General features: G+C 65.9%; 23 protein-coding genes and 1 pseudogene. 20 read left to right on the forward strand and 4 right to left on the reverse strand.

All coding sequences use genetic code 11. The features are described from left to right. Positions 1-16: 16 nt before the first annotated feature. The 9 genes and pseudogenes from BSY16_RS14185 to BSY16_RS14225 all read left to right on the forward strand — a co-directional run bounded on the left by BSY16_RS14185 (position 17) and on the right by BSY16_RS14225 (position 8,623). Positions 17-1,549: a di-heme oxidoreductase family protein gene (locus BSY16_RS14185; RefSeq protein WP_069060259.1), complete on the forward strand. Its 1,533-nt coding sequence runs from the start codon at positions 17-19 to the stop codon at positions 1,547-1,549. Next, complete coding sequence (locus BSY16_RS14190) at positions 1,549-2,679, forward strand: imelysin family protein (protein WP_069060260.1); 1,131 nt, start codon at positions 1,549-1,551, stop codon at positions 2,677-2,679. Before BSY16_RS14185 ends, BSY16_RS14190 begins: the two co-directional genes overlap by 1 nt. Then, complete coding sequence (locus BSY16_RS14195) at positions 2,679-3,782, forward strand: DUF1513 domain-containing protein (protein WP_069060261.1); 1,104 nt, start codon at positions 2,679-2,681, stop codon at positions 3,780-3,782. Before BSY16_RS14190 ends, BSY16_RS14195 begins: the two co-directional genes overlap by 1 nt. Before the next feature lie 53 nt (positions 3,783-3,835). Further along, complete coding sequence (locus BSY16_RS14200; protein ID WP_069060262.1) at positions 3,836-4,294, forward strand: TspO/MBR family protein; 459 nt, start codon at positions 3,836-3,838, stop codon at positions 4,292-4,294. A gap of 83 nt (positions 4,295-4,377) precedes the next feature. Then, positions 4,378-4,827, forward strand: coding sequence for a PaaI family thioesterase (locus tag BSY16_RS14205; RefSeq protein WP_069060263.1), 450 nt, complete (start codon positions 4,378-4,380; stop codon positions 4,825-4,827). Further along, a complete protein-coding gene (locus tag BSY16_RS14210) occupies positions 4,824-5,468 on the forward strand; it encodes a 5'-methylthioadenosine/S-adenosylhomocysteine nucleosidase (protein ID WP_069060264.1) in 645 nt (214 codons plus the stop codon). Before BSY16_RS14205 ends, BSY16_RS14210 begins: the two co-directional genes overlap by 4 nt. Before the next feature lie 53 nt (positions 5,469-5,521). Next, on the forward strand, positions 5,522-7,084 hold the full coding sequence (gene guaA, locus BSY16_RS14215) for a glutamine-hydrolyzing GMP synthase (RefSeq protein WP_069060265.1): 1,563 nt from the start codon (positions 5,522-5,524) through the stop codon (positions 7,082-7,084). Between the two features lie 201 nt (positions 7,085-7,285). Continuing rightward, a pseudogene (locus tag BSY16_RS14220) lies at positions 7,286-7,746 on the forward strand (carboxymuconolactone decarboxylase family protein). Beyond that, on the forward strand, positions 7,736-8,623 hold the full coding sequence (locus BSY16_RS14225) for a sigma-70 family RNA polymerase sigma factor (RefSeq protein WP_069060266.1): 888 nt from the start codon (positions 7,736-7,738) through the stop codon (positions 8,621-8,623). The pseudogene BSY16_RS14220 and the gene BSY16_RS14225 overlap by 11 nt, the downstream one beginning before the upstream one ends. Here the strand turns inward: BSY16_RS14225 and BSY16_RS14230 are convergent. Beyond that, on the reverse strand, positions 8,620-9,180 hold the full coding sequence (locus BSY16_RS14230; RefSeq protein WP_069060267.1) for a methylated-DNA--[protein]-cysteine S-methyltransferase: 561 nt from the start codon (positions 9,178-9,180) through the stop codon (positions 8,620-8,622). The genes BSY16_RS14225 and BSY16_RS14230 overlap by 4 nt on opposite strands. A gap of 134 nt (positions 9,181-9,314) precedes the next feature. Between BSY16_RS14230 and BSY16_RS14235 the strand changes: the two genes are divergently transcribed. Continuing rightward, positions 9,315-10,373: a M14 family metallopeptidase gene (locus BSY16_RS14235; protein ID WP_069060268.1), complete on the forward strand. Its 1,059-nt coding sequence runs from the start codon at positions 9,315-9,317 to the stop codon at positions 10,371-10,373. A gap of 119 nt (positions 10,374-10,492) precedes the next feature. Continuing rightward, positions 10,493-11,953 carry a phospholipase D-like domain-containing protein gene (locus tag BSY16_RS14240; RefSeq protein ID WP_069060269.1) on the forward strand — a complete coding sequence of 487 codons (1,461 nt, stop codon included), beginning with the start codon at positions 10,493-10,495 and terminating at the stop codon, positions 11,951-11,953. On the opposite strand, the gene BSY16_RS14245 is transcribed toward BSY16_RS14240, so the two are convergent. Continuing rightward, entirely contained in the window at positions 11,925-12,746 is an 822-nt protein-coding gene (locus BSY16_RS14245; protein WP_069061550.1) for an endonuclease/exonuclease/phosphatase family protein, read from the reverse strand. The genes BSY16_RS14240 and BSY16_RS14245 overlap by 29 nt on opposite strands. Before the next feature lie 116 nt (positions 12,747-12,862). After that, positions 12,863-13,333, reverse strand: a complete 471-nt coding sequence (locus BSY16_RS14250) for an Lrp/AsnC family transcriptional regulator (protein WP_069061551.1) — start codon at positions 13,331-13,333, stop codon at positions 12,863-12,865. Positions 13,334-13,492: 159 nt separating this feature from the next. Here BSY16_RS14250 and BSY16_RS14255 point away from each other — a divergent pair, with 159 nt between their 5' ends. From BSY16_RS14255 to BSY16_RS14265, 3 genes are read left to right on the forward strand one after another with little or no spacing between them, the layout of a single operon-like run. Further along, positions 13,493-14,662, forward strand: coding sequence for an amino acid aminotransferase (locus tag BSY16_RS14255; RefSeq protein ID WP_069060270.1), 1,170 nt, complete (start codon positions 13,493-13,495; stop codon positions 14,660-14,662). Positions 14,663-14,669: 7 nt separating this feature from the next. After that, complete coding sequence (locus tag BSY16_RS14260; protein WP_069060271.1) at positions 14,670-15,287, forward strand: YitT family protein; 618 nt, start codon at positions 14,670-14,672, stop codon at positions 15,285-15,287. Between the two features lie 49 nt (positions 15,288-15,336). Further along, positions 15,337-15,681, forward strand: a complete 345-nt coding sequence (locus BSY16_RS14265) for an ArsC family reductase (RefSeq protein WP_069060272.1) — start codon at positions 15,337-15,339, stop codon at positions 15,679-15,681. A gap of 3 nt (positions 15,682-15,684) precedes the next feature. On the opposite strand, the gene BSY16_RS14270 is transcribed toward BSY16_RS14265, so the two are convergent. Next, positions 15,685-16,584, reverse strand: a complete 900-nt coding sequence (locus BSY16_RS14270) for a helix-turn-helix domain-containing protein (protein ID WP_069060273.1) — start codon at positions 16,582-16,584, stop codon at positions 15,685-15,687. Between the two features lie 182 nt (positions 16,585-16,766). Here BSY16_RS14270 and BSY16_RS14275 point away from each other — a divergent pair, with 182 nt between their 5' ends. The 6 genes from BSY16_RS14275 (at position 16,767) to BSY16_RS14300 (ending at position 22,897) form a co-directional block, all read left to right on the forward strand. Next, positions 16,767-17,993, forward strand: coding sequence for an amino acid ABC transporter substrate-binding protein (locus tag BSY16_RS14275; RefSeq protein ID WP_069061552.1), 1,227 nt, complete (start codon positions 16,767-16,769; stop codon positions 17,991-17,993). A 207-nt stretch (positions 17,994-18,200) separates the two neighbouring features. Beyond that, entirely contained in the window at positions 18,201-19,073 is an 873-nt protein-coding gene (locus BSY16_RS14280; protein WP_069060274.1) for a branched-chain amino acid ABC transporter permease, read from the forward strand. After that, positions 19,070-19,993 (forward strand): branched-chain amino acid ABC transporter permease, encoded by a 924-nt coding sequence (locus tag BSY16_RS14285; protein ID WP_069060275.1) that lies wholly within the window; start codon positions 19,070-19,072, stop codon positions 19,991-19,993. Before BSY16_RS14280 ends, BSY16_RS14285 begins: the two co-directional genes overlap by 4 nt. Continuing rightward, positions 19,990-20,718, forward strand: a complete 729-nt coding sequence (locus tag BSY16_RS14290) for an ABC transporter ATP-binding protein (RefSeq protein ID WP_069060276.1) — start codon at positions 19,990-19,992, stop codon at positions 20,716-20,718. Before BSY16_RS14285 ends, BSY16_RS14290 begins: the two co-directional genes overlap by 4 nt. Next, positions 20,711-21,424, forward strand: a complete 714-nt coding sequence (locus tag BSY16_RS14295) for an ABC transporter ATP-binding protein (RefSeq protein ID WP_069060277.1) — start codon at positions 20,711-20,713, stop codon at positions 21,422-21,424. The genes BSY16_RS14290 and BSY16_RS14295 overlap by 8 nt, the downstream gene beginning before the upstream one ends. A gap of 21 nt (positions 21,425-21,445) precedes the next feature. Next, positions 21,446-22,897 carry an aldehyde dehydrogenase gene (locus BSY16_RS14300; protein WP_069060278.1) on the forward strand — a complete coding sequence of 484 codons (1,452 nt, stop codon included), beginning with the start codon at positions 21,446-21,448 and terminating at the stop codon, positions 22,895-22,897. Position 22,898 lies beyond the last annotated feature (1 nt).

Raw genomic sequence — 22,898 nt, forward strand, 5'->3', positions numbered from 1 at the left:
CGGCCCGATTTCACGCATGACAGAACGCCCTGCCCGTCGCCTGCTCGCGGTTTCTGCCGCGGTCTTTGTCGCGGCGGGCGTTTTTGTTATTGGCGCCCATTCCGCTGATGGCGGGCGCGACGATCTTTCGGAAAAGGACCGCAAACGCGTCGCTACCGTGACGCGGCTAACGACGGATTTCTCCGCCGCCGAACAATACGAGGCCATGTCCGGCGGGGCCGCGACCTCGCTTGCGTCGACCGACGTGAACAGTTTTTCGCATTTTTCGGACAACCTCACCTTCGCCGAGGAAGAGACGTTCAAGCTCGGCAACGCGCTGTTCCAGAAGCTCTGGGTCTCTTCGCCCTCCTCCACGCAGGCCTCGGACGGCCTGGGGCCGCTCTACAATGCACGCTCCTGCCAGACCTGCCACATCAAGGACGGCCGCGGCCATCCGCCGGAGGGGTCGGCCGAGGCAAGCTCCATGTTCCTGCGCCTGGCGCGGCCCGCGACGACGCCGGAGGAAGAGGCAGCGCTGAAGACTTTCAGCGAGATGAGCCTGCCGGACCCCGTCTACGGCCGCCAGCTTCAGGATCTCGCCGTGCCCGGCCTCAAGGCCGAAGGCCGAATGGTCATCACCTACACGGAAGAGCAGGTGACGCTTGCCGGTGGCGAGGTCGTCAGCCTGCGCCGGCCGAGTTATTCCGTTGTCGATCTCGCCTATGGCGACCTCGATGCGGCGACCACGCTCTCGCCGCGCGTTACCCAGCCCATGCTCGGCCTTGGTCTCGTCCAGGCGATCCACGCGGCGGATATCCTGGCGCTCGCCGACCCGGACGATGCGGATGAAGACGGGATCAGCGGCAAGGCCGCGATCGCCATCGACCCGAAAACCGGCAAGCAGACGCTGGGCCGGTTCGGCTGGAAGGCGCAGTCCGCCACGGTGCGCCAGCAGAGCGCCGACGCCTTCGCCTTCGACATCGGCATCTCGACACCGGAGGTGCCGCTGCACCAGGGCGACTGCATGCCCGCACAGGCCGTCTGCCTGGAGCGGCCGGACGGCGTGCAGAAACGGCTCGGCGACGTGGAAGCGCCGCCGCCGATCATGGATCTCGTAACCTTCTACGCGGAAAACCTCGCCGTGCCGGCGCGCCGCAAGGCGAGTTTTGCCGAGACGCTGGCGGGCAAGCGCGTCTTCTACGAGACGGGCTGCGTGAGCTGTCATCAACCGAAATTCGTGACCCGCCGTGACGCCGAAAACAAGGCCCATGCCTTCCAGCTCATCTGGCCCTATTCCGATTTCCTGCTGCACGACATGGGCGAAGGCCTTGCCGACGGGCAGGCGGTCGGCGTGGCGAGCGGCCGGGAGTGGCGCACGCCGCCGCTCTGGGGTATCGGCCTTACAAAAACCGTCAACGGCCATACGTTCTTCCTGCATGATGGACGCGCCCGCAACCTCACCGAGGCCATCCTCTGGCACGGCGGCGAGGCCAAGGCTGCGCGCGACCGCTTCACTGCCCTGGAAAAACAAGACCGCGACGCCCTTCTGACCTTCCTGGAGAGTCTCTGATGCTGACCCGGCGACCAACCTTCCACCGTTTCGGAACTCTCCTCGCAGCCGGCCTGCTGCTCACGGCCAGTCTGCCGGCCGCCGCGCAGGAGGGTGGCGCGCCGGTGCTGCCGGAGCTGACCGACGAGATCGTCACCGGCATCATGACGCGCGCCGTCGACGACGTCATCCGCCCCGGCTACCGCGCCTTCCAGGCCTCCGCCGGCGCACTTGCCGAGACGACCGCCGCTTTCTGCAAGGTCCCATCCGAGGATGGCCGGAAAGCGGTCGATGACGCCTTCCGCCAGGCGGTGACCGACTGGGGACACATCGAGATCGTGCGCATCGGTCCTGTCATCGAGGACAACCGCTTCGAGCGCATCCTGTTTTACCCTGACCGCAAGGGCACCGGCCTGAAACAGGTGCAGGCGCTGCTCCAGAAGCAGGACGAAGCGGATACGAAGGCCGAAACGATGGGTGGCAAGAGCGTCGCCATCCAGGGGTTTGGCGCCATCGAGTTCGCCCTCTACGGCACCGGCTCCGAAACGCTGATGAATACCCCGGACGGTTTCCGCTGCCGCTATGCCGCCGCCGTCGCCACCCATATCGAGACGACGGCCGGCCAGCTGGTCGCGGCCTGGGACGCGCCGGATGACGTGCAGCGGGACTGGAAACATCCCGGCCCGCAGAACCCGGTGTTCCGCACCGCCAAGGAAGCAATGACCGCGCTGCTCGGCATTCTCGTGCACGGCGCGGAGGCGGTGCGTGACCAGCGCATCGAAACCTTCTATCGCAATGGCGGCATCGCCCGCCCGAAATCGGCGGTGTTCTGGCGCTCCGGCAACACCTGGACATCGATCACCGCCAATATCGACGGCCTGAAAACGCTGTTCGACAAGTCCGGCATGGCGGACCTCGTCGATCCCAACGTCGCGTCGATCAACGGCAATATCGAGTTCGTGCTGAACTCGCTCCACCGCATCGCCCCGACGATCGACCCCGACATGGAGAAGGCCGTTTCCACACCGGCGGAACAGCAGAAGATCAACTTTCTTCTCGTCAACACGCGCGACCTGATCGTCAGTCTCGACGGCGGCTATGGCGGCGCCATCGGTCTCGGCTCGGGCTTCTCCTTCTCGGACGGCGATTGATGACGGCGACGGGCGGCCATAGCGCGCTTGTCGACCGGCGCGCCTTCCTGCGCATGGCGGGTGCGGCCTGGGTCGCGACGCTCAGCGCGCGCCAGGCCTTTGCGCTTACCCGCACCGATGCCGTCTTCGCTTCCGGCTACCGGGACAGAAATGGCCGTTTCGGCATCGCGGTTCTTGCCGAAGACGGCACGATCATCGACCGCACTCCCTTGCCCGCCCGAAGCCACGGCATGGCCTTTTCGCCGGCAACCGGCCACCTCGTCGCCTTCGCCCGGCGCCCAGGCACTTTTGCGCTGGTGATCGACCGCAGCGGCAAGGCGGAGCCCATAACGATCGCCGCTGCCGAGGACCGGCATTTCTTCGGCCACGGCTGCTTTTCGCCGGATGGAAGACTGCTCTATGCCAGCGAGAACGATTTCGACGCCAACCACGGCGTGATCGGCCTCTATGATGCCCACGACGGCTACCGCCGCATCGGCGAATATCCCACCTACGGCATCGGTACGCACGACCTCTCCGTCAGCGACGACGGCAGCCTGCTGATCGCCGCCAATGGCGGCATCGAGACCCACCCGGATTTCGGCCGCACCAAGCTCAACCTCGACCATATGGAGCCGTCGCTCGCGCTCATCGACGCTGCGACCGGGGCGCTGATCGAGCGCCACACGCTGCCTGAGAAACTCCGCCAGCTTTCTACCCGCCATATCGATCTCGACGACAAGGGCCGCATCTGGTTTGCCTGCCAGTACGAGGGGCCGCGCAACGACCTGCCGCCGCTCGTCGGCCATTTCGGAAAGGGCGAGGACCTGACCTTCCTCTCCCTGCCGGAGGAGACCACCATCGGGCTGGCCAACTATGTCGGCGCCATCGCCGTCAACCGGCGCGAGGGTCTTGTCGGCCTCACCTCGCCGAATGGCGGACGCTTCGTCGTGCTCGATGCAGGAACCGGCAGCGTGCTGCGCGAGGAAAGCGTCACGAACGCCGCCGGCATCGCCGCCGCGCCGCAGGGCCTCGCCGTCTCCTCCTATGACGGGCGTTTTGCCGGCCACCGCGAGGGCGTCTCCTGGGACCAGCACATTGCCGGGCTGATGCCGCGCCGCTGATTACGGCCCCTCCGCCTCTGGACGACCGTCTGTCGCGCACTACCTCCAGGCGCATGAACAACAAACCCCTCGTCTATCTGCTCTTCATCATCCTTGTCCTCGGTGGCGGTCTCCTGATCGGTGCCAACAACGTGCCGGGCGACTGGTATCAATCGCTGGCAAAACCGTCCTTCAACCCGCCGAACTGGGTGTTCGCGCCGGCCTGGAGCCTTCTCTACGTCATCATCGGCGTGGTGGGCGCCCGCACATGGCTTTCCCCGCTCCGCCGGTCGATCGCGATGCGCCTCTGGTTCGCCCAGCTCGTGTTCAATTTCGCCTGGTCGCCGGCCTTCTTCGGCCTGCAGGATCCGATGTCGGCGATGATCATCATCCTCGGCCTTCTCACCTCGGTCGCAGGCTTCATCGCGGTCTCCTGGCGGCAGGACCGGACGGCAGCCCTGCTCTTCCTGCCCTATCTCGCCTGGGTGCTCTTCGCGACGGCCCTCAATGCGGCAATTATCGCATTGAACTGAAAGACGCTTGCGATGCAGCATGGGCCGTGCAAACGTCGATCAACTCCGTTCCAGGCCGGCGCGCCGGCAGACATGTGTGCACCATGACCGATTTTCCGCCCGCCGATTTTGCCGGCCGCATCACCCGAAGCTTCGACCGGCAGCCCGCGCTGCGACTGATCGGCGCCGAGCTGACCCGCGTCGAGCACGGCACGGTGGAAATCGAGCTGCCCTTCGACGAGAAGCTGACGCAGCAGCACGGTTTTCTGCATGCCGGCATCATTTCCGCCGCCCTCGATGCCGCCTGCGGCTACGCTGCCTATTCGGTGATCGATGCGGATGCCTCGATCCTCACCATCGAGTTCAAGGTCAACCTCATGTCACCCGGACGTGGCGACCGCTTCCTGTTCCGCGGCGAGGTCACCAAGCCAGGCTCCAACATCATCGTCGCCGACGGGCGCGGTTATGCCATCTCGGACGGCCCGGCAAAGCTCATCGCCTCCATGACCGGCACCATGATGGTGGTGCGCGGCCGCGAGGACGTCGCCGAATGAGCGTCGTCCTGAAGACGGTCGGCGCGCACCGCATCCTCTATGTCATGGCGGCGGACGCCGAATACGGGCCGCACCTCAAGGCCCGCATCACGCCGTTCATGACGGGCGTCGGCCCGGTCGAGGCCGCGGTACAGCTGACGCTGGCGCTTTGCCACCTCGAAGCCGAGGCCCAGCTGCCTGATTTCGTCGTCTCGCTCGGCTCCGCCGGCTCCGCCACACTGGAGCAGACCGGCGTCTATCAGGCGACCGCCGTCTCCTATCGCGACATGGACGCCTCGGCGCTCGGCTTCACCAAGGGCGCCACGCCCTTCCTCGACCTACCCGTGGAAGTAATACTTCCCGTCCGCATTCCCGGCATCCCCGAAGCCCGCCTTTCGACCGGCGCCAACATCGTCTCCGGTCCCGCCTACAGGGGCATCGACGCCGACATGGTGGAGATGGAAACCTACGCCGAACTGCGCGCCTGCCAGGCCTTCGGTGTGCGCCTCATCGGCCTGCGCGGCATTTCCGACGGCAAGACCGAACTCACCCATATCGGCGACTGGACGGAATACCTTGGTGTCATCGACGAGAAGCTCGCCGCCGCCGTCGACCGGCTGGAAGCGGCCGTTCTCGACGGCACCATCGTGTTGAAGGGCTGAAAATCCGGCCTTCCCCCGTTGCGCGGCGCGCGGTTTTTCATTAAAGGCTCGCCATGACCCAGACAGCCACTCCCGACAGCGTTCTCATCATCGATTTCGGCAGCCAGGTGACCCAGCTCATCGGGCGACGCGTGCGTGAAGCAGGCGTCTATTGCGAGATCATCCCCTTCCAGTCGGCGGAAGAAGCCTTCCACCGCATGCAGCCGAAGGCGATCATCTTCTCCGGCGGCCCCGCCTCGGTTCTCGACCAGGGCAGCCCCCGCGCACCGCAGGTGGTCTTCGATTCGGGTCTGCCGATCCTCGGCATCTGCTATGGCCAGCAGACACTCAGCCTGCAGCTCGGCGGCAATGTCGAAGGCGGCCATGCCCGCGAATTCGGCCGCGCTGACGTGGAAATCCTGAAGGACAGCCCGCTCTTCGACGGTTTCTGGGAAGTCGGCAAGAAATACCCCGTCTGGATGAGCCACGGCGACCGCGTCACCGAGGCACCCGAGGGCTTCGAAATCATCGGCACTTCGGAAAACGCGCCATTCGCGATCTGCGTCAACGAGGCGAAGCGCTACTACACCACCATGTTCCACCCGGAAGTGGTGCACACGCCGGATGGCGCAAAGCTGCTGTCGAACTTCGTGCACAAGATCGCCGGCATCAAGGGCGACTGGTCGATGTCGGCCTACCGCGCCCGCGCCGTGGAAGCGATCCGCGAACAGGTCGGCGACAAGCGGGTCATCTGCGCGCTGTCGGGCGGCGTCGACAGTTCCGTTGCGGCCCTCCTCATTCATGAGGCGGTCGGCGCGCAGCTCACCTGCATCCTCGTCGACCACGGCCTGATGCGCAAGAACGAGGCGGCCGACGTCGTCGCCATGTTCCGCGAGCACTACAACCTGCACCTCATCCATGTGGATGCCGTCGACCGCTTCGTCGGCGAGCTGGAGGGCGTTTCCGACCCGGAAACCAAGCGCAAGATCATCGGCCGCCTGTTCATCGAAGTGTTCGAAGAGGAAGCCAAGAAGCTCGGCGGCGCGGAATTCCTCGCCCAGGGCACGCTCTATCCGGATGTCATCGAAAGCGTCTCGTTCACCGGCGGCCCCTCGGTCACCATCAAGTCGCACCACAATGTCGGCGGCCTGCCTGACCGCATGAACATGAAGCTGGTCGAGCCGCTGCGCGAACTCTTCAAGGACGAAGTGCGCGTGCTCGGCCGCGAACTCGGCCTGCCGGACAGCTTCATCGGCCGCCACCCCTTCCCCGGTCCTGGCCTCGCCATCCGCTGCCCGGGCGGCATCACCCGCGACAAGCTGGAAATCCTCCGCGACGCCGACGCCATCTATCTCGACGAGATCCGCAAGGCCGGCCTCTACGACAAAATCTGGCAGGCTTTTGCCGTGCTGCTCCCCGTCCAGACCGTCGGTGTCATGGGCGACGGACGCACCTACGAATTCGTCTGCGCGCTGCGCGCCGTCACCTCCGTCGACGGCATGACCGCCGATTTCTACCACTACGACATGAACTTCCTCGGCCGCGCCGCCACCCGCATCATCAACGAAGTCCGCGGCATCAACCGCGTCGTTTATGACGTGACCAGCAAACCACCGGGCACGATCGAGTGGGAATGACGGGCCGCTTCCCGGGCATCCCTCAGAGCGAATAGACAGAAACAGGGTCCCGGTGCCACGCGCCGGGACTTTTTCTTTGCCTGCGCGCCGTAATCCAGATGGGGTGCGGCAAAACCCGTCTTGTCTAAAAATTTCGGCGGCCATGTCACATCGCGCACTGCTGCCTCGTCATGGCCATGTGTGAACGAAAAGGAGAGTGGAATGTCACCGCGCATGACCGACTATTTCAAACGTGCAGAGCCGGCCTTCAAGGCGATGTTTTCCCTGGAAGCGGCAATAAAGGCGAGCCCGCTCGATGCGACGCTCGTGCACCTGGTCAAAATACGCGCCTCCCAGATCAACGGCTGCGCCTATTGCATCCACATGCATGTGGGAGAGGCGCTGAAGGACGGCGAGGAAGCGATGCGCCTGCACCTGCTTGCCGGCTGGCGCGACTCGTCATTCTACTCGCCGCGCGAGCGAGCCGCCTGGCCTGGACCGAAGCCCTGACGCTGGTGGCTGAAACGCATGCCCCCGATGCGGACTGGGCAGCCGTCGAGGCCGCCTTCACGCCCGACGAGCAGGCCTGGCTGACCGTCGCCATCGGCGCGATCAATGTCTGGAACCGCGTGCAGGTCGGGTTCCGCGCGCAACATCCGACCGAGCAGCGCCATGCCGCTTGACCCCTCCACGGATGTCTTCGAGATGCAGCGGCCCCGGCTGCTGCGTCTCGCCTATCGAATGCTGGGATCGCATTCGGAGGCGGAGGACATCGTACAGGAGGCCTGGCTGCGCTGGCACCGCAGCGACCGCGAGGCGGTGGCCGAGCCCGCCGCCTGGCTGACCCGCATCGTCTCGCGCCTCTGCCTCGACGCCATGAAATCCGCCCGCTCCCGCCGGGAGACCTATCCCGGCACTTGGCTGCCCGAACCGCTGATCGAGCCGGCGGATGACGAGCTGCGGGCCGACAACATCACGCTCACCCTGATGGTGGCGCTGGAGCGCCTTTCGCCCCTGGAGCGCGCGGCATTTCTGCTGCACGACGTCTTCAACCAGCCGATGGATGAAGTGGCGGCCACGCTACAAAGAAGCCCGGCCGCAACCCGGCAACTGGCCGCCCGGGCGCGGGCGCATGTGCAGATCGACCGGCCGCGCTACGAGATCGCACGGGAGGACGGCGAGGCGCTTGTCCGCGCCTTCTTCGAGGCCTGCCGCCTGGGCGATGCGTCAGCGCTCGGTTCCATGCTCGCCGCCGATGTGGCGCTCCGCTCGGACGGCGGCGGCAAGGTGCTGGCCTTTCCGAACGCGATCCATGGTGCCGACCGTCTGGTGCGCCTCTATCTCGGGCTTGCGCGCAAGCTGGGGCCGCGCATGGAGTTCATCGGCCATGCCGTCATCGATGGTCTGCCGGGCTTTCTCAGCCGTACCGACGGCTACTTGCAGACCACGGCCGTGGAAATCGTGCAAGGCCGCATCACGGCAATCTATATTACGCGCAATCCGGACAAGCTGGCCGGCCTGATCAGCCCGGCACTGCCCGGACCACCGCAAGCCCACTAAAACCCGAACGACGACTGCGCCGGTTCCGGCGGCGTGAAGGAAATGCCTTCGAGAGCCAGCATCTTCAGCTTGGAGGAGGCGCCGCCGGGCGCGGAGAAGCCGCCGACCTTGCCGCCGGCGGCCAGCACACGGTGGCAGGGGATGATGAGGGCGACGGGGTTTTTCGCCATGGCCTGGCCGACCTCGCGGGCCATTTCCGGACCGGCACCGAGATCGCGGGCGAGCGTGCCGTAGGTCGTCGTCTCGCCCCAGTGCACGCGGCGCGCCGCATCGTAGATCGCGCGAAAAAAGTCGCTCTGGCCGGCAAGGTCGAGCGGTACCTCGGAAAAATCCGCGGGCTCGCCGGCAAAATAGCGTCTGACGCCTTCAATGGCCTCGGCAACCGCAGGCGACGGCTCGGCGGCTTCCGCCTCCGGCAGGTGGCGCAGCAGCAGGCGGCGCGTCGTCGCCGCATCGTCGCCTGGCAGCTGGAAGCGCAAAACGCCCGCCGCCGTCCAGGCGATGCCGCAGGGGCCGCCGTCGGTGTCGAAGATCCGATAATAGGTTTTGCCGGTCATGGTTCGGCTCCTTCCCGTTTCATCGAAAGATCGGGCTTTGCCCGGCCGCTTTCAACCCGTTTCTTGCCGGGGCTTGCGCCAGAGGCCGCCAATTCGCATAAACCGTCGCAAAAACGTGTCAGCGAGGAAACGACGTGGAGACTTCGGAGATCATCATCAGCGGCGATACGGCGGGCATCGAATGGCGCGTGCCCGTCTTCCGCTTCAAGGGCCGCGACGCCAAGGCACCGTCCACCTATCTCCAGGCGGCGCTGCATGCCAACGAGCTGCCGGGCACCGCCCTCCTGCACTTCCTGCTGGAAAGGCTGCGCAAGGCGGATGCGGAGGGCGCGATCCTTGGCGACACCACCGTCATCCCGCAGGCGAACCCGATCGGCCTTGCGCAATCGCATTTCGGCGAGATGCAGGGCCGGTTCGATCTCGGCTCGCGCACCAATTTCAACCGCGACTTCCCGCTGGTCGCCCTTTCCGAGCGTGAAACGCTTCTGAAAGATCTCGATCGCCGCAGCGCCGCCGACCGACTGAAGCGCAGGCTGCTGCACACCGCGCTTGAAGCCGATCTGGTGATCGACCTGCACTGCGACGACGAATCCCTGCAATATGCCTATATCGACGACGCCTTCTGGCCGGAGGCGGCCGATCTCGCTGGCGCGCTCGACATGCAGGCCGTATTCCTCTCGGACGGCGAAAGCACCGCCTTCGAGGAGGCCGTCGGCCACGCTTTCAAGCATCAGGGCGGCGAGAAGCTCAAATCCGTACCGGGCCGCCTTGCGGTCACCGTCGAGCTGCGCGGCCGGCGCGATGTCTATCCGGACATGGCGAAGCGCGATGCGGACGGCCTGTGGGCCTTCCTTGCCGGTCGCGGCGTCGTGGCAGACCCGGCACATGTGGCCAAGCCCTACACCGGCCCGGCGCTGCCACTCGACAATATCGAGATGGTGCGCGCGCCCGAGCCCGGCACGATCCTCTTCCACCGCAATATCGGTGAACAGGTCAAGGCCGGCGATCTTCTGGCGACACTGATCACGCGGCCCGGCGCAGCCGATGGCACGCTGGAGGTCAAGGCCGGGCATGACGGCCTGATCGCCACCCGCAGCTCCGCCCGCTATGCGCGGCGCGGCGACGACCTGATGAAGATCGCCTGCTATGAGGCGACGCGCAAGGACCGCAAGCCGGGTACGCTGGAGGACTGAACATCCTCCGGTAGAGAATTTTGCTGGGGCATGCACTTGGCCCTCGCCTTCGGCTCGTCCGGCGCAATATATAGGGGCGGCAGCATCGACTGCCGCACTTTGGATGATCCGCACGCATCATGTTTGAAACGCTTTCCGCCTATTGGCCGCATATCCTCGTCGCCCTGTCGATCATCCTCGGCGTGCCGGCGGCCATTCATGCGACCATGACGAAGGAAGAGGTGCGCGCGGCCATCGGCTGGGTCGGCGTGATCATGCTCTCGCCGGTCGTCGGTCCGCTGATCTATGCCATCGGCGGGGTGAACCGCATCCGCCGCAAGACGCTCAACCTCAGCCGTGAGGGACTGCTCGCTGCCGGCTGGCATCACATGGCCGAGTACGACGTCTCCAACGCGCACATGCAGGTGGCCTATGGCGGGGCGCTTGCCGCGATGCAGCGCCTCGGCGACACGGTCGGGCGCTGCAAGCTCACCTCGGGCAACCGCATTGCGGTGCTGTCGACCGGCGACGAGGCCTATGCCGCGATGCTCGCTGCCATCGACGCCGCCGAACACTCCATCCTGCTCGAAACCTATATTTTCGACCGCGACAAGGCCGGCGAGCGCTTCGTGCGCGCGCTGTCGGCGGCGGTCGCGCGCGGTGTCGAGGTGCGCGTGCTGATCGATGCGGTCGGCGCGCGCTACTCCATCCCCTCGATCGTCTCGGAATTGCAGCGGGCGAACGTGCCGACGGATGTCTTCAACGGCAATATCGTCATGGGCCTGCGCCTGCCCTATGCGAACCTGCGCACCCACCGCAAGATCCTCATCGTCGATGGCAGCATCGCCTTCACCGGCGGGCTCAACATCCGCGCCGGTTTCTGCACGGAATTTTCCGGCGAGGCGGCGGCGCTCGACACGCATTTTCGCATCACCGGTCCCATTGTCAGCGACCTCTTCCGCATTGCCTACGAGGACTGGCGTTTTTCCGGTGGCGACGAGCTTTCCCACGAAGCCTGGCAGATCGCGCCGCCGCCGGATGCGCCGGGCGACGGCATGCTCGCCCGTATCGTGCCCTCCGGGCCGGACAAGAGCCTGGAGACCAATCACCGCGTGCTGATGGGCGCCGTTTCCGTCGCCAAGAAGCACATCCACATCATGTCGCCCTATTTCCTGCCGGACCGCGAGCTGATCAGCGCTATCGTCACGGCGGCGCGGCGCGGTGTGGAGATCGACATCGTCGTGCCGTCGGCCAACAACCTGAAGCTCGTCGATCTCGCGATGACCGCACAGTTCGACCAGATGCTGAAACACGGCTGCCGCATCTGGCGCGCCTCCGGTGCCTTCAACCATTCCAAGCTGACCGTCGTCGACGGCGTCTGGTCCTATGTCGGCTCGTCGAACATCGATCCGCGCTCGCTGCGGCTGAATTTCGAGGTGGATATCGAGGTGGTGGATGCGGATTTCGCCGATCTCATCGGCCGCCGCATCGGTGCCGCGCTTTCGGAGGCGGTGGAGGTGAAGCTCGACGAGCTCCGGGCCCGCCCCTTTGCGCAGCGCCTCGTGGAGCGCGTCACATGGCTTGGCTCACCGTATCTGTGAGCCTGAGCGAGCGTTCCCAGACAACTTTCAGATCGATATGCGCCTTGATCGGCAGGTGATCGGAGGCGACACGGGCGAGCGGAGAATCATGCACCTCGACCGAGGTGACGAGATCGTGCGGATGGCCGAGCGCCCGGTCGAGCGCCAGCACCGGAAACCGTGACGGAAAGCTCGGCACTGCGCCGGAGGCCGGATCGAAGGTCGGCTGAAGGCGGGAGAGCGACGAGCGCCGACCGACGCGCCATTCGTTGAGATCGCCGACGAGCAGCGTCGGCATCTGCTCCTCTTCGGCGACCGACGCAAGGATCGCCATGGCTTGTTGCTCGCGCGAGCGCTTCAACAACCCGAAATGCGCGGCAACGAGGCGGAGTTTCCCGACCGGCAGATCGAGCGTCACGACCAGCGCGCCGCGCGGCTCCACGCCCGGCAGCTTCAACTGCCGCACGGCGCCGACCGCACCCTTGCGGATCATGATCATGTTGCCGTGCCAGCCATGGCCGGTGGAGGAGAGCGAGGTGATAGGCACCGGCACGAGGCCGCAGTCGCGCTCCAGGATTTCGAGGTTGAGCAGTCCCGAGCGTTCGCCGAAGCGTTTGTCCGCCTCCTGGATGGCGATGATGTCCGCGTCGATCTCGGCGATCACGCTTGCCGTGCGTTCCGGATCGAAACGCCGGTCGACGCCGATGCATTTGTGCACGTTGTAGGACGCGATCACGGTATCGCCCGGGCGATTGGCTTCCGGCGGCCGGTGGCCGCGGCGGTTGCGGATGGCCGACAGCAGCGCGGCCGACATGACCTTGTCGTTCGACTTTCTGTCCACGAGCCCTTCCTTGGTGACGCAGTCCATCATATGGGCGCTTTCCCTCCATCGGCAACCTCCGTGGGCCGAGAAAGGTTTCGCGCCAGGCGTCAGGGAAGTGCGCTCACCTGCATCTTCGGGCTGTCGAGCAGGATGGTCGAGCGCAGCGTCTTGATCTCGCTGATGCGCTCGAACTCGCTCCACAGCAGCCGACGGTAGTCGGCAACATCCTTTACCGCGATCTTCAGCAGGAAATCGAAATCGCCGGCGACCGTGTGGCATTCCACCACCTCCGGCATGCGCCGCACGAGATCGATGAAGCGCTCGCCGACCTTCGGCGCCGTGCGCTCCAGCGTCACCTCCAGGAAAGCCTGGAAACCGATGCCGGCTGCACGCGGATCGACGATCACGGTATGGCGGATCACGCCGCTCGCCTCCAGACGCGCCAGCCGGCGCGACAGCGGTGCCGGGGACAGGCCAACCTTCTCCGCGAGCTGGTTGTTGGAGAGCCCGGCATCCTCGACGAGCAGGCGGATGATGCGCCGGTCCGTCTGGTCCAGCACGACCTCGTCACCCGCCATTTTGTCCATATTCGTCCCTCACGCAAAAACCTGCATAAATCTAGCGGGTAGCGGCAAGAATACAAAAGCTTCTTGCGCCCTTCCCGCAATATCATGGTCGATTTTGCGGAGGCTTTGTCCTACACCCCTTTGACACCCCACACGCACAGGAAACCGGCCATGTTCGACGCCCTCACCCGCCAGCCCGATGATCCGTTGCTTGCCCTGATCGGCCTTTTCCGGGCCGACGAGCGGGCCGGCAAGGTCGACCTCGGCGTCGGCGTCTATCGCGACGAGACGGGTGCGACCCCGATCTTCCGCGCCGTGAAGGAGGCCGAACGCCGCCTCGTCGAAACGCAGCCGACCAAGGCCTATATCGGCCCGGAAGGCGACGCGCTCTTCCTTGAACGCCTCTGGGCGCTGACGACGGGCGAGGCAGGCCGCGGCCGCGCCACCGCAGCCCTCCAGACGCCGGGCGGCTCCGGGGCCCTGCGCCTTGCCGCCGACCTGATGGCCCGCATGGGCACCAAGGGCGTCTGGCTCGGCCTGCCGAGCTGGCCGAACCATGCCAGCATCTTCAAGGCTGCCGGTCTCGACGTGATCACCTACCCGTTCTTCGACATTCCCTCCCAGGCCGTGCAATTCGACCGCATGATGGAGGCGCTGTCGGGCGCTGCCGCCGGTGATGCCGTGCTGCTGCATGCCAGCTGCCATAACCCGACCGGCGCGAACCTTTCCGCCGACCAGTGGCGCGCCGTCTCCGACCTTATCGCCGCGCGTGGCCTGCTGCCGCTCGTCGATATCGCCTATCAGGGCTATGGCCGCGGCCTCGACGAGGATGCCGCCGGTCTGCGCACGCTGCTTGCCGCTGTTCCCGAAGCACTGGTCGCCGTCTCCTGCTCGAAATCCTTCGGCCTCTACCGCGAGCGCACCGGCGCGATCTATGCCGCCTGCAGCAACCCCGAGACCGCGCTTTCCGTGCGCACCAACCTCGCTGCGCTCGCCCGCACCAGCTATTCCATGCCGCCGGACCACGGTGCCGCCATCGTCAGCATGATCCTCGGCGACGAGGCGTTGAAAGCCGACTGGATGGAGGAAATCGAAACCATGCGGCTGCGCATCACCTCGATCCGCGAGCGGCTGGCCGCCGGCCTGTCCCGCCGCTGGCAGGTGCTGACGGCCGTGCGCGAGCAGGAGGGCATGTTCTCGCTTTTGCCGCTCGAAGAAGCGGACGTGCTGAAACTACGTGCCGAGCACGCCATCTACATGCCGACCTCCGGCCGGATCAACATTGCCGGTCTCAAGTCGGCGGAAGTCGATGCCGTCATCGAGAAATTCCTGAGCCTCTGAGGTCGCCATGTCGGTCGAGATCGCAACGCCCGAGCGTCATTCCGCCTACGAGGATGCCATCGCCATCGTCGTCGGCACGCTGTTCATGGCGCTCGGCGTGGTGATCTACACCAAGGCGGTGCTGCTTGCCGGCAGCACCGCAGGCCTGGCACTCCTTGTGCAATATGCGACCGGCATAAGCTTCTGGTGGCTGTTCTTCGCCATCAACCTGCCCTTCTACATCCTCGCCGTCAAAAAGCTCGGCTGGGCCTTCACGCTGCGCACCTTTGCCGCCGTCACGCTTGTATCGATCTTTACCCGGCTAACATCGGAACTTGTTTCCTTCGCCCATCTCGACCCGCTCTACGCGGCCGTCATGGGCGGAGCACTGTCCGGTGCCGGCCTGCTCATCCTCTTCCGCCACCGCACCGGGCTCGGCGGCATCAACGTGCTGGCGATCTACCTTCAGGACCGTTTCGGTATCCGCGCCGGCTATTTCCAGCTCATCGTGGATCTTGCCATCCTCGCTGCCGCGTTCTTCGTCATTCCGCTCGATCGCCTCGCCCTTTCCGTTCTGGCCGCCGTCGTCGTCAACATGACGCTCGCGATCAATCACCGCCCCGGGCGTTATCTCGGGGTGACGTGACGGCCTCGTCGCTCTAAGAAAGCGCGACTGACACAATCGGGAGAGACGCGTGACCGTCACGATCTACGGCATCAAGAACTGCGACACGATGAAGAAGGCGCGGACCTGGCTCGACGCCAAGGGCGTGGTCTATGACTTCCACGACTACAAGGCCGAAGGCATCGACGACGCGAGCCTCAAGCGCTGGGTGGACGCACTTGGCTGGGAAACCGTGCTGAACCGCGCCGGCACCACGTTCCGCGCGCTTCCCGATGCCGACAAGCAGGACCTCGATGCAAAGAAGGCAATCGCCCTGATGCGCGCGCAGCCCTCGATGATCAAGCGCCCGATCCTCGACCGCGATGGCCAGCTTACCGCCGGTTTCAAGCCGGATATCTACGAAACGCTGTTCTGAGCCTCAGGGCCAGGCGGCATAGGACGTCTCCTCGCGCACCTGGCGGCTGACGAGGCCCGCCCGGCGGGCGCGCGGCGACACGCCGGCAAGCCGCTTGAAGAACCGGCTGAAATAGGCGACATCGCGAAAACCGAGGGCTTCCGCCACCTCGGCGATCTGCAGGCTCGATCCGTCGAGCAGCATTTCCGCCTCCATCATCAGCCGGGTATGGATCAGTTCCATCGGCGAGCGGCCCGTCGCGCGCCGCACCGCTGTGTTGAGCCGGTCCGGCGTGACACCCAGAACGTTGGCATAGTCAGCCAGCGACCATTGTTCGCGCATGTGCAGCTCCACCAGGTGCAGGAAGCTGCGCACCGTGGCGCGCGGCGAAGGTTTCGGCTTTTCCGTCGACGGGTTGGCGCGGCGCCAGATGGCAATCAGCAGCAACGCCAGGTGATGACGCACCACCTCCTGCATGCCCGCCGCGTTCTCGCGCAGTTCCGCCTCGATCGTCTCCACCGTCTGCAACATTTTTCTGGCATCGGGGAGCGCCAGCCGGGCGCCGAGGATCGGCCGGGCGACGGCATCGCGCACCTCGGCAAAAATGGCGCCCGTCGGCATGGCGGGACCGAGCGCCAGTTCCGGGATGGCCAATGCTGCCCCCTCCGCCCCCGCATCGAAGGTCACGGAGCCCCGCGCGCCGGCCGGCGCCCAGACGAGCGAGGGACCGGAAAGGCCGAGATCGGTGCCGCCGAGCGACACACGCCCGCTTCCCGACAGCAGCAGGAAGACACGGTTGCGGCCGCCGCGAAACGTCCAGCCGGATTGGGAAAGGGCGCCGCGGAAAAGCCGCGCCTCCGTCGGCAGGGGCGGCGCATTGGCGAGAGGGCGATGCTGCGGTGCAAGACTGTCCTGGAACGGCATGGCCAAAACTCCTTACCCGTGAAAAGTACAAGTATCTCTTGTAAAAGTCTATTCCGCAAACCCTTGCCGGCGGCTAACCTTCCATTTGTCAGGAAGCGGCAGAAGGCCCGGAGGAGAACGGGGCCGCTGCCCGCGTGACGCGCCGCCTGCCGGAAGAGCAGGCCTTTTGGGAGGAATCGACAATGAAATCTGTTCAACGCAGGCATGTCCTGCGCGTGATGGCGGCTGCCTCGATCTTGCTGGCCGCAGGCGCTGCACCGGGCGCTTTCGCCCAGGACCGCACATCCGTGAAGATCGGTTACGCCATTTCCAAGACCGGCCCCAATGCCGGCGGCGCCGGCATCACGACGCTGCCGAACTACCAGCTCTGGGTGAAGGACGTGAACGACGCCGGCGGGCTCGAACTGCCGGATGGCAAGAAGCTGCCGATCGAGGTAATCGAATATGACGATCGCTCCGCCTCCGAGGAACTGGTGCGTGCCGTCGAGCGCCTCGCCACGCAGGACGAGGCGGACTTTATCCTCGCGCCCTGGGGCACGGGCTTCAACCTCGCTGCCGCCCCCCTCTTCGACCGCTACGGTTATCCGCAGCTTGCCGTCTCCTCCGTCACCGACAAGGCGCCGGATTTCGTCAAGCGCTGGACGAAGAGTTTCTGGATGCTCGGCGGCGGCCATGACTATGCCGGCGCGCTCGCCGGCATCATCAAGAAGGCGGCCGCCGACGGCACGCTCAACAACAAGGTCGCCATGGTCTCGGTCGCCGATGGTTTCGGCATCGACCTCGTGACCGCCGCCCGCCCGGCCTTCGAGGCGGCCGGCATCGAGGTGGTCTATGACAAGACCTACCCGATCGGCACCTCCGACTTCACGCCGATGATCAACGAGGCGAAGGCGAGCGGCGCCGACAGTTTCGTCGCCTTCTCCTACCCGCCGGACACCTTCGCGCTGACCCAGCAGAGCCAGGTCGCGGACTTCAATCCCAAACTGCTCTATCTCGGCGTCGGCACCGGCTTCCCCATCTACGGCAAGAACAATGGCGACAATGCCACCGGCATCATGAGCCTCGGCGGCATCGACCCGGCCAATGCGGAGAATGCCGCCTATCGCAAGCGTCATGAAGAGGTGACAGGACAAGGTCCGGATTACTGGGGCAGCGTCATCACCTACGCCTCGCTGCAGATGCTGCAGGAGGCGATCAAGCGCAAGGGCCTCGACCGAGAGGCCGTGTCGGCGGAACTGTCGACCGGCACGTTCCAGACCGTGCTCGGCGAGACGAAGATGGAGAACAACCAGCTTCGTACCCTCTGGTGGACCGGCCAGTGGCAGAACGGCCAGTTCGTCGGCATCGCGCCCGTGGACCGCGCCGGTGCCAGCCCGCCGATCCTGCCACGGCAGGCCTGGAAGAAGTAGCGGCACCGTTGTTGCGGAAGCTTGGGAAGCGGGCATCGGCGGACCGGCCCATCCCTTCCTTCCATGCGAACCGGATAGGCGAGATTGCCCCTCACCCTAAACCTCTCCCCGCAAGCGGGGAGAAGGTGGCCGGCAGGGCGGATGAAGGGCATTCTGTCAGAAATTAAAAGCCCGGCGGCTCGCCCGGCCCAAATGTAAGGAGTGGCCATGCTCGTCACGGCCGTGTTGTCCGGGCTCGTGCTCGGCGGAACCTACGCACTGCTCGCCATGGGGCTGACGCTTCAATACGGCATCGCGCGCATCATGAACCTTGCCTATGGCGAGACGATCATCGCGGCGGCGTTCCTCGCCTATGTGCTGTTTAGCGGCTCTAGCATCAACCCGGTGCTCGGCCTTCTCGTCGCCGTCCCGCTCGGCTTCGCCTTCGGCTATCTCGTCTATGGCCTGATGATGCGCCCGCTGGTGCGCCGGGCCAGAAACCGCGAGACCCTCGAGATCGATTCCATCCTCGCCACCTTCGGCCTGCTGTTCGTCCTGCAGGGTGTCATGCTGGTGCTCTTCGGCAGCAACTATACGAGCTACAGCTATCTCAATGTCGGCGTGAACGTGCTCGGCACCAATATCGCCGCCAACCGCCTGCTCGCCTTCCTTCTCGCCATCGTGCTCGGCGGCGGCCTCTATCTGCTTTTGACCCGCACCCTCTGGGGCACTGCCTTGCGCGCCGTTGCCGTGTCGCCCACCTCCGCGCCGCTCGTCGGCATCGACGTCGACCGCGCGGCCCGCTTCGCCTTCGCGATCGGCGGGGCGCTCGCCGCCGCCGGCGGCGTCGTCATCTCCATGTACCAGACATTCACCGCGACGGCCGGCGTCGTCTTCACCATGAAGGCGCTGATCGTCGTCATCATGGGCGGCGTCGGCAACGTCCTGGGCGCTTTGCTCTCCGGCCTCATCCTCGGTCTCGTGGAAACCTTCGTCGCCACCTATGTCGATCCCGGCCTGACGCTTGCCGCCACCTACCTGATCTTCCTCGCCATCCTGCTCTGGCGCCCGGCGGGCCTGTTCGGGAGGGCTGCGCGATGACCGTCCGTACCCTCCTCGGCCTTGGTGTCGCCGGCCTCGCCCTCGCGGCGCTCGCAGCCCTGCCCTTCTTCGCTGGCCCCTATGCCGTGACGCTGATGATCGGCATGACGGGCTATGTGGTGCTCGCCACCGCCTGGGGCCTGTTTTCCGGCCCGACGCGGTATGTCTCGCTCGCCACCGTCGCCTTCTTCGGCATCGGCGCCTATACGGTGGGCGTGCTCAGCGAGACCCTGCCCTACCCGCTTGTCCTTCTCGTCGCCGCCCTGATCGGCCTTGCGGTGGCGCTCGTCGTCGGGCTCTCGACGCTTAGGCTCGCCGGCGTCTATTTCGTCATCTTCACCTTCGGTCTTGCAGAACTCATCCGCCAGGTCGTCACCTGGTACGAGGTCAACGTGACCGGCACGCTCGGCCGCTACATCTTCCTGCCCGTGACGCCCGAAGGCATCTACTGGCAATTGCTGGCGCTTGCCGCCGCCACCTTCCTCATCTCCTGGGGAATCGGCCGGACCCGCTGGGGCCTTGCCCTGAAGGTCATCGGCGACGACGAGGTGGTGGCCAGCCATTGCGGCATCGACATCACCAGACTGAAGCTCGCGCTCTTCGCCACCAGCGCCGTCATTATCACCCTCGTGGGCGCGATCCAGGCACCGCGCTGGACCTATATCGAGCCGAGCATCGTCTTCAACCCGACCATCTCGTTCCTGACGCTGATCATGGCGCTGCTTGGTGGCGCGGACCGCCTCTGGGGGCCGCTGCTCGGCGCCATCCCGCTTTTCCTGCTCTTCGAGTGGCTGTCGGCCAATTTCCCGAACCACTATCCGATCATCCTCGGCCTCGTCTTCATCGCCATCGTCTTCCTGCTGCCGAAGGGCGTTCTGGCCGCCATCGAAGGCCGGACGAGAAAGGCAGGCGGGCAATGAGCGAACTCCTGGCGCTCACCGGCCTCACCAAGCGCTTCGGCGGTCTCACCGCCGTCAACGCCGTCTCCTTCTCGCTGGAACGCGGCGAGGTCGTCGGCCTGCTCGGGCCGAACGGGTCCGGCAAGACGACCGTGCTCAACATGATCTCCGGCCTCCTGCCGCCGACCGGCGGGCGGATCGCGCTCAACGGCGACGCGATCTCCGGGCTTGGCCCGAACCGCATCGCGAAAAAGGGGGTAGCCCGCACCTTCCAGCTCGTCCGCGCCCTGCCCTCGCTGACGGTGGCGGAAAACGTCATCGCAGCACTTGCCTTCGGCCGACAGCGGCTGTGGGGTGCAGCCGCCCGCGATGCGGCGCTCCACCACCTTTCCGCCGTCGGCCTCGCCGGGCGGGCCGATCGGCCGGCCGGCTCTCTCACCTATATCGACCAGAAGCGCATGGAGCTTGCCCGGGCGCTCGCCGCCGAGCCGGAACTGCTGCTGCTCGACGAATGGCTCGCCGGCCTCAACCCGACGGAACTCAAGACCGGCATCGACCTCATCCTGTCGCTGAAGGATCGCGGCATCACCGTGCTGCTCGTCGAGCATGTGATGGATGCCATCCGCGCGCTCTGCGGCCGCTCGATCGTCATGAACGCCGGCCGCAAGATCGCCGATGGCCCGACGGCGGAGACGCTGAAGGACCCGGAGGTGGTGCGGGCCTATCTCGGAGACGGCCATGTTTGAGATCCGCGACCTCTCCCTGCACTACGGCCAGCACCTCGCGCTCGACCAGATTGCCGTCACGGTCGGCAAGGGCGAAACGGTCGTCATCCTCGGCGCGAACGGGGCGGGCAAATCCTCGCTCCTCAAGGCGGCAGCAGGCCTCGTCAAGCCCGATCCCGGCGCCGGCATCCGCTTTGTCGGCACCGACATCGTCAACCGGCCCGCCCATCTCGTGCTCGAAGCGGGCATCGCGCTGGTGCCGGAAGGCCGCGGCGTCTTCGGCGACCTGACGGTGGAAGAAAACCTCGCGCTCGGTGCCTATGCCAGGCGTGCCCGTGCGCACGGCAAGGCAAGCCGCGACCTCGTCTATGCGCTCTTTCCCAAGCTTGCCGACCGGCGAAAGCAATTCGTCAACACCATGTCGGGCGGCGAGCAGCAGATGGTGGCGATCGGCCGGGCCTTGATGTCGAAGCCCGATCTCCTCATGCTCGACGAGCCTAGCCTCGGCCTTGCCCCCGTCGTGGTCGGCGAGCTTTTCGCAGCCCTCGGCCGCGTGCGCGAAAGCGGGCTGGCCCTCCTCATCGTCGAGCAGAACGTGAAACTGAGCCTTTCCCTCGCCGACCGCGGCTACCTCATGGAGGCCGGGCGCATTGTGGGCGAAAACACCGCAACAGCGCTGATGAACGACGACGCAGTGAAGCGTGCGTTCCTCGGCGCAACCGTCTGAATTTTGAGCAGGGAGCCAAACATGTCTGTCCTTGGACTGAAGATCAACAACCTCGACCAGGCGGCCTCCGACGGGCGCACCTTCTCCCGCATCAACCCGATTTCCGGCGAGGTCGCGTCCGAAGTCGCCGCCGCCTCGCTGGACGATGCGCGCCAGGCCGTCAACGCCGCGGCCAAGGCCTTCCCCGCCTGGGCGGCGACCGGCCCCGGCCAGCGGCGCAGGCTGCTCAACGCCGCTGCCGACAAGCTGCAGGCGAAGACGCCGGATTTCGTCGCCGCCATGGCCGCGGAGACGGGCGCCACGGCCGGCTGGGCAATGTTCAATGTCGGCCTTGCCGCCGACATGCTGCGCGAGGCGGCATCGCTGACCACGCAGATCACCGGCGAGATCATCCCTTCCAACCGCCCCGGTTCGCTGGCCATGGGCCTGCGCCAGCCGGCCGGCGTGGTGCTGTCGATGGCGCCGTGGAATGCGCCGGTCATCCTCGGCGTGCGCTCGCTCGCCACCCCACTTGCCTGCGGCAACACGGTCGTCATGAAGACCTCGGAAATCTGCCCGCGCACACACCGGCTGATCGTCGATGCGCTGCATGACGCGGGCCTGCCGGAGGGCGTGCTCAACGCCGTCTCCAACGCGCCGGAGGATGCCGCCGCCATCGTCGAGACGATGATCGCCCATCCCGCCGTGCGCCGTGTCAACTTTACCGGCTCCACCCGCGTCGGCCGCATCATCGCCGAGACGGCCGGGCGCTATCTCAAGCCCGCCCTGCTCGAACTCGGCGGCAAGGCGCCCTTCGTCGTGCTGGACGATGCCGATATCGACGCCGCCGTCGCGGCGGCCGCCTTCGGCGCCTACATGAACCAGGGCCAGATCTGCATGTCGACCGAGCGCATCGTCGTCGATGAGACAATCGCCGACCGCTTCGTCGAGGCACTGGCGGAAAAGGCAAAAACCCTCGTCGCCGTTGATCCGCGCGAGGGCAACACGCCGCTCGGCTCGGTGGTCGATGCGCACGCGGCGCAACGCCTCGAGCAACTCATCCGCGATGCGGTCGGCAAGGGTGCGGTGCTTGCCGCCGGCGGCAGCGTCCGAGGCACCATCGTCGATGCCACCCTGCTCGATCGCGTGACGCCAGCCATGCGCATCTATGGCGAGGAAAGCTTCGGCCCCGTCGTCAGCGTCATTCGTGTCGGCTCGATCGACGAGGCGGTTCGCGTCGCCAACGACACGGAATACGGCCTCTCGGCCGCCGTCTTCGGCCGGGATGTCAACCGCGCCATGCAGGTCGCCCGGCGCATCGAATCCGGCATCTGCCACATCAACGGCCCGACCGTGCATGACGAAGCGCAGATGCCCTTCGGCGGCGTCAAGGAATCCGGCTATGGACGCTTCGGCGGCAAGGCCGGCATTGCCGAATTCACCGAATTGCGCTGGATTACCGTGCAGGACGGCCCGATCCATTACCCGATCTGAG

Origin of the sequence: Sinorhizobium sp. RAC02, from assembly GCF_001713395.1 — a bacterium.
In the GTDB taxonomy this organism is placed as follows: Bacteria; Pseudomonadota; Alphaproteobacteria; order Rhizobiales; family Rhizobiaceae; genus Shinella.

What these genes read in the sequence shown, in the direction of transcription:
- BSY16_RS14185 (WP_069060259.1), top strand. Translation starts at nt 17, where the DNA reads ATGACAGAACGCCCTGCCCGTCGCCTGCTCGCGGTTTCTGCCGCGGTC.
- BSY16_RS14190 (WP_069060260.1), top strand. Translation starts at nt 1,549, where the DNA reads ATGCTGACCCGGCGACCAACCTTCCACCGTTTCGGAACTCTCCTCGCA.
- BSY16_RS14195 (WP_069060261.1), top strand. Translation starts at nt 2,679, where the DNA reads ATGACGGCGACGGGCGGCCATAGCGCGCTTGTCGACCGGCGCGCCTTC.
- BSY16_RS14200 (WP_069060262.1), top strand. Translation starts at nt 3,836, where the DNA reads ATGAACAACAAACCCCTCGTCTATCTGCTCTTCATCATCCTTGTCCTC.
- BSY16_RS14205 (WP_069060263.1), top strand. Translation starts at nt 4,378, where the DNA reads ATGACCGATTTTCCGCCCGCCGATTTTGCCGGCCGCATCACCCGAAGC.
- BSY16_RS14210 (WP_069060264.1), top strand. Translation starts at nt 4,824, where the DNA reads ATGAGCGTCGTCCTGAAGACGGTCGGCGCGCACCGCATCCTCTATGTC.
- guaA (WP_069060265.1), top strand. Translation starts at nt 5,522, where the DNA reads ATGACCCAGACAGCCACTCCCGACAGCGTTCTCATCATCGATTTCGGC.
- BSY16_RS14225 (WP_069060266.1), top strand. Translation starts at nt 7,736, where the DNA reads ATGCCGCTTGACCCCTCCACGGATGTCTTCGAGATGCAGCGGCCCCGG.
- BSY16_RS14230 (WP_069060267.1), bottom strand. Translation starts at nt 9,180, where the DNA reads ATGACCGGCAAAACCTATTATCGGATCTTCGACACCGACGGCGGCCCC.
- BSY16_RS14240 (WP_069060269.1), top strand. Translation starts at nt 10,493, where the DNA reads ATGTTTGAAACGCTTTCCGCCTATTGGCCGCATATCCTCGTCGCCCTG.
- BSY16_RS14245 (WP_069061550.1), bottom strand. Translation starts at nt 12,746, where the DNA reads ATGTCGGCCGCGCTGCTGTCGGCCATCCGCAACCGCCGCGGCCACCGG.
- BSY16_RS14250 (WP_069061551.1), bottom strand. Translation starts at nt 13,333, where the DNA reads ATGGCGGGTGACGAGGTCGTGCTGGACCAGACGGACCGGCGCATCATC.
- BSY16_RS14255 (WP_069060270.1), top strand. Translation starts at nt 13,493, where the DNA reads ATGTTCGACGCCCTCACCCGCCAGCCCGATGATCCGTTGCTTGCCCTG.
- BSY16_RS14260 (WP_069060271.1), top strand. Translation starts at nt 14,670, where the DNA reads ATGTCGGTCGAGATCGCAACGCCCGAGCGTCATTCCGCCTACGAGGAT.
- BSY16_RS14270 (WP_069060273.1), bottom strand. Translation starts at nt 16,584, where the DNA reads ATGCCGTTCCAGGACAGTCTTGCACCGCAGCATCGCCCTCTCGCCAAT.
- BSY16_RS14275 (WP_069061552.1), top strand. Translation starts at nt 16,767, where the DNA reads ATGAAATCTGTTCAACGCAGGCATGTCCTGCGCGTGATGGCGGCTGCC.
- BSY16_RS14280 (WP_069060274.1), top strand. Translation starts at nt 18,201, where the DNA reads ATGCTCGTCACGGCCGTGTTGTCCGGGCTCGTGCTCGGCGGAACCTAC.
- BSY16_RS14285 (WP_069060275.1), top strand. Translation starts at nt 19,070, where the DNA reads ATGACCGTCCGTACCCTCCTCGGCCTTGGTGTCGCCGGCCTCGCCCTC.
- BSY16_RS14290 (WP_069060276.1), top strand. Translation starts at nt 19,990, where the DNA reads ATGAGCGAACTCCTGGCGCTCACCGGCCTCACCAAGCGCTTCGGCGGT.
- BSY16_RS14295 (WP_069060277.1), top strand. Translation starts at nt 20,711, where the DNA reads ATGTTTGAGATCCGCGACCTCTCCCTGCACTACGGCCAGCACCTCGCG.
- BSY16_RS14300 (WP_069060278.1), top strand. Translation starts at nt 21,446, where the DNA reads ATGTCTGTCCTTGGACTGAAGATCAACAACCTCGACCAGGCGGCCTCC.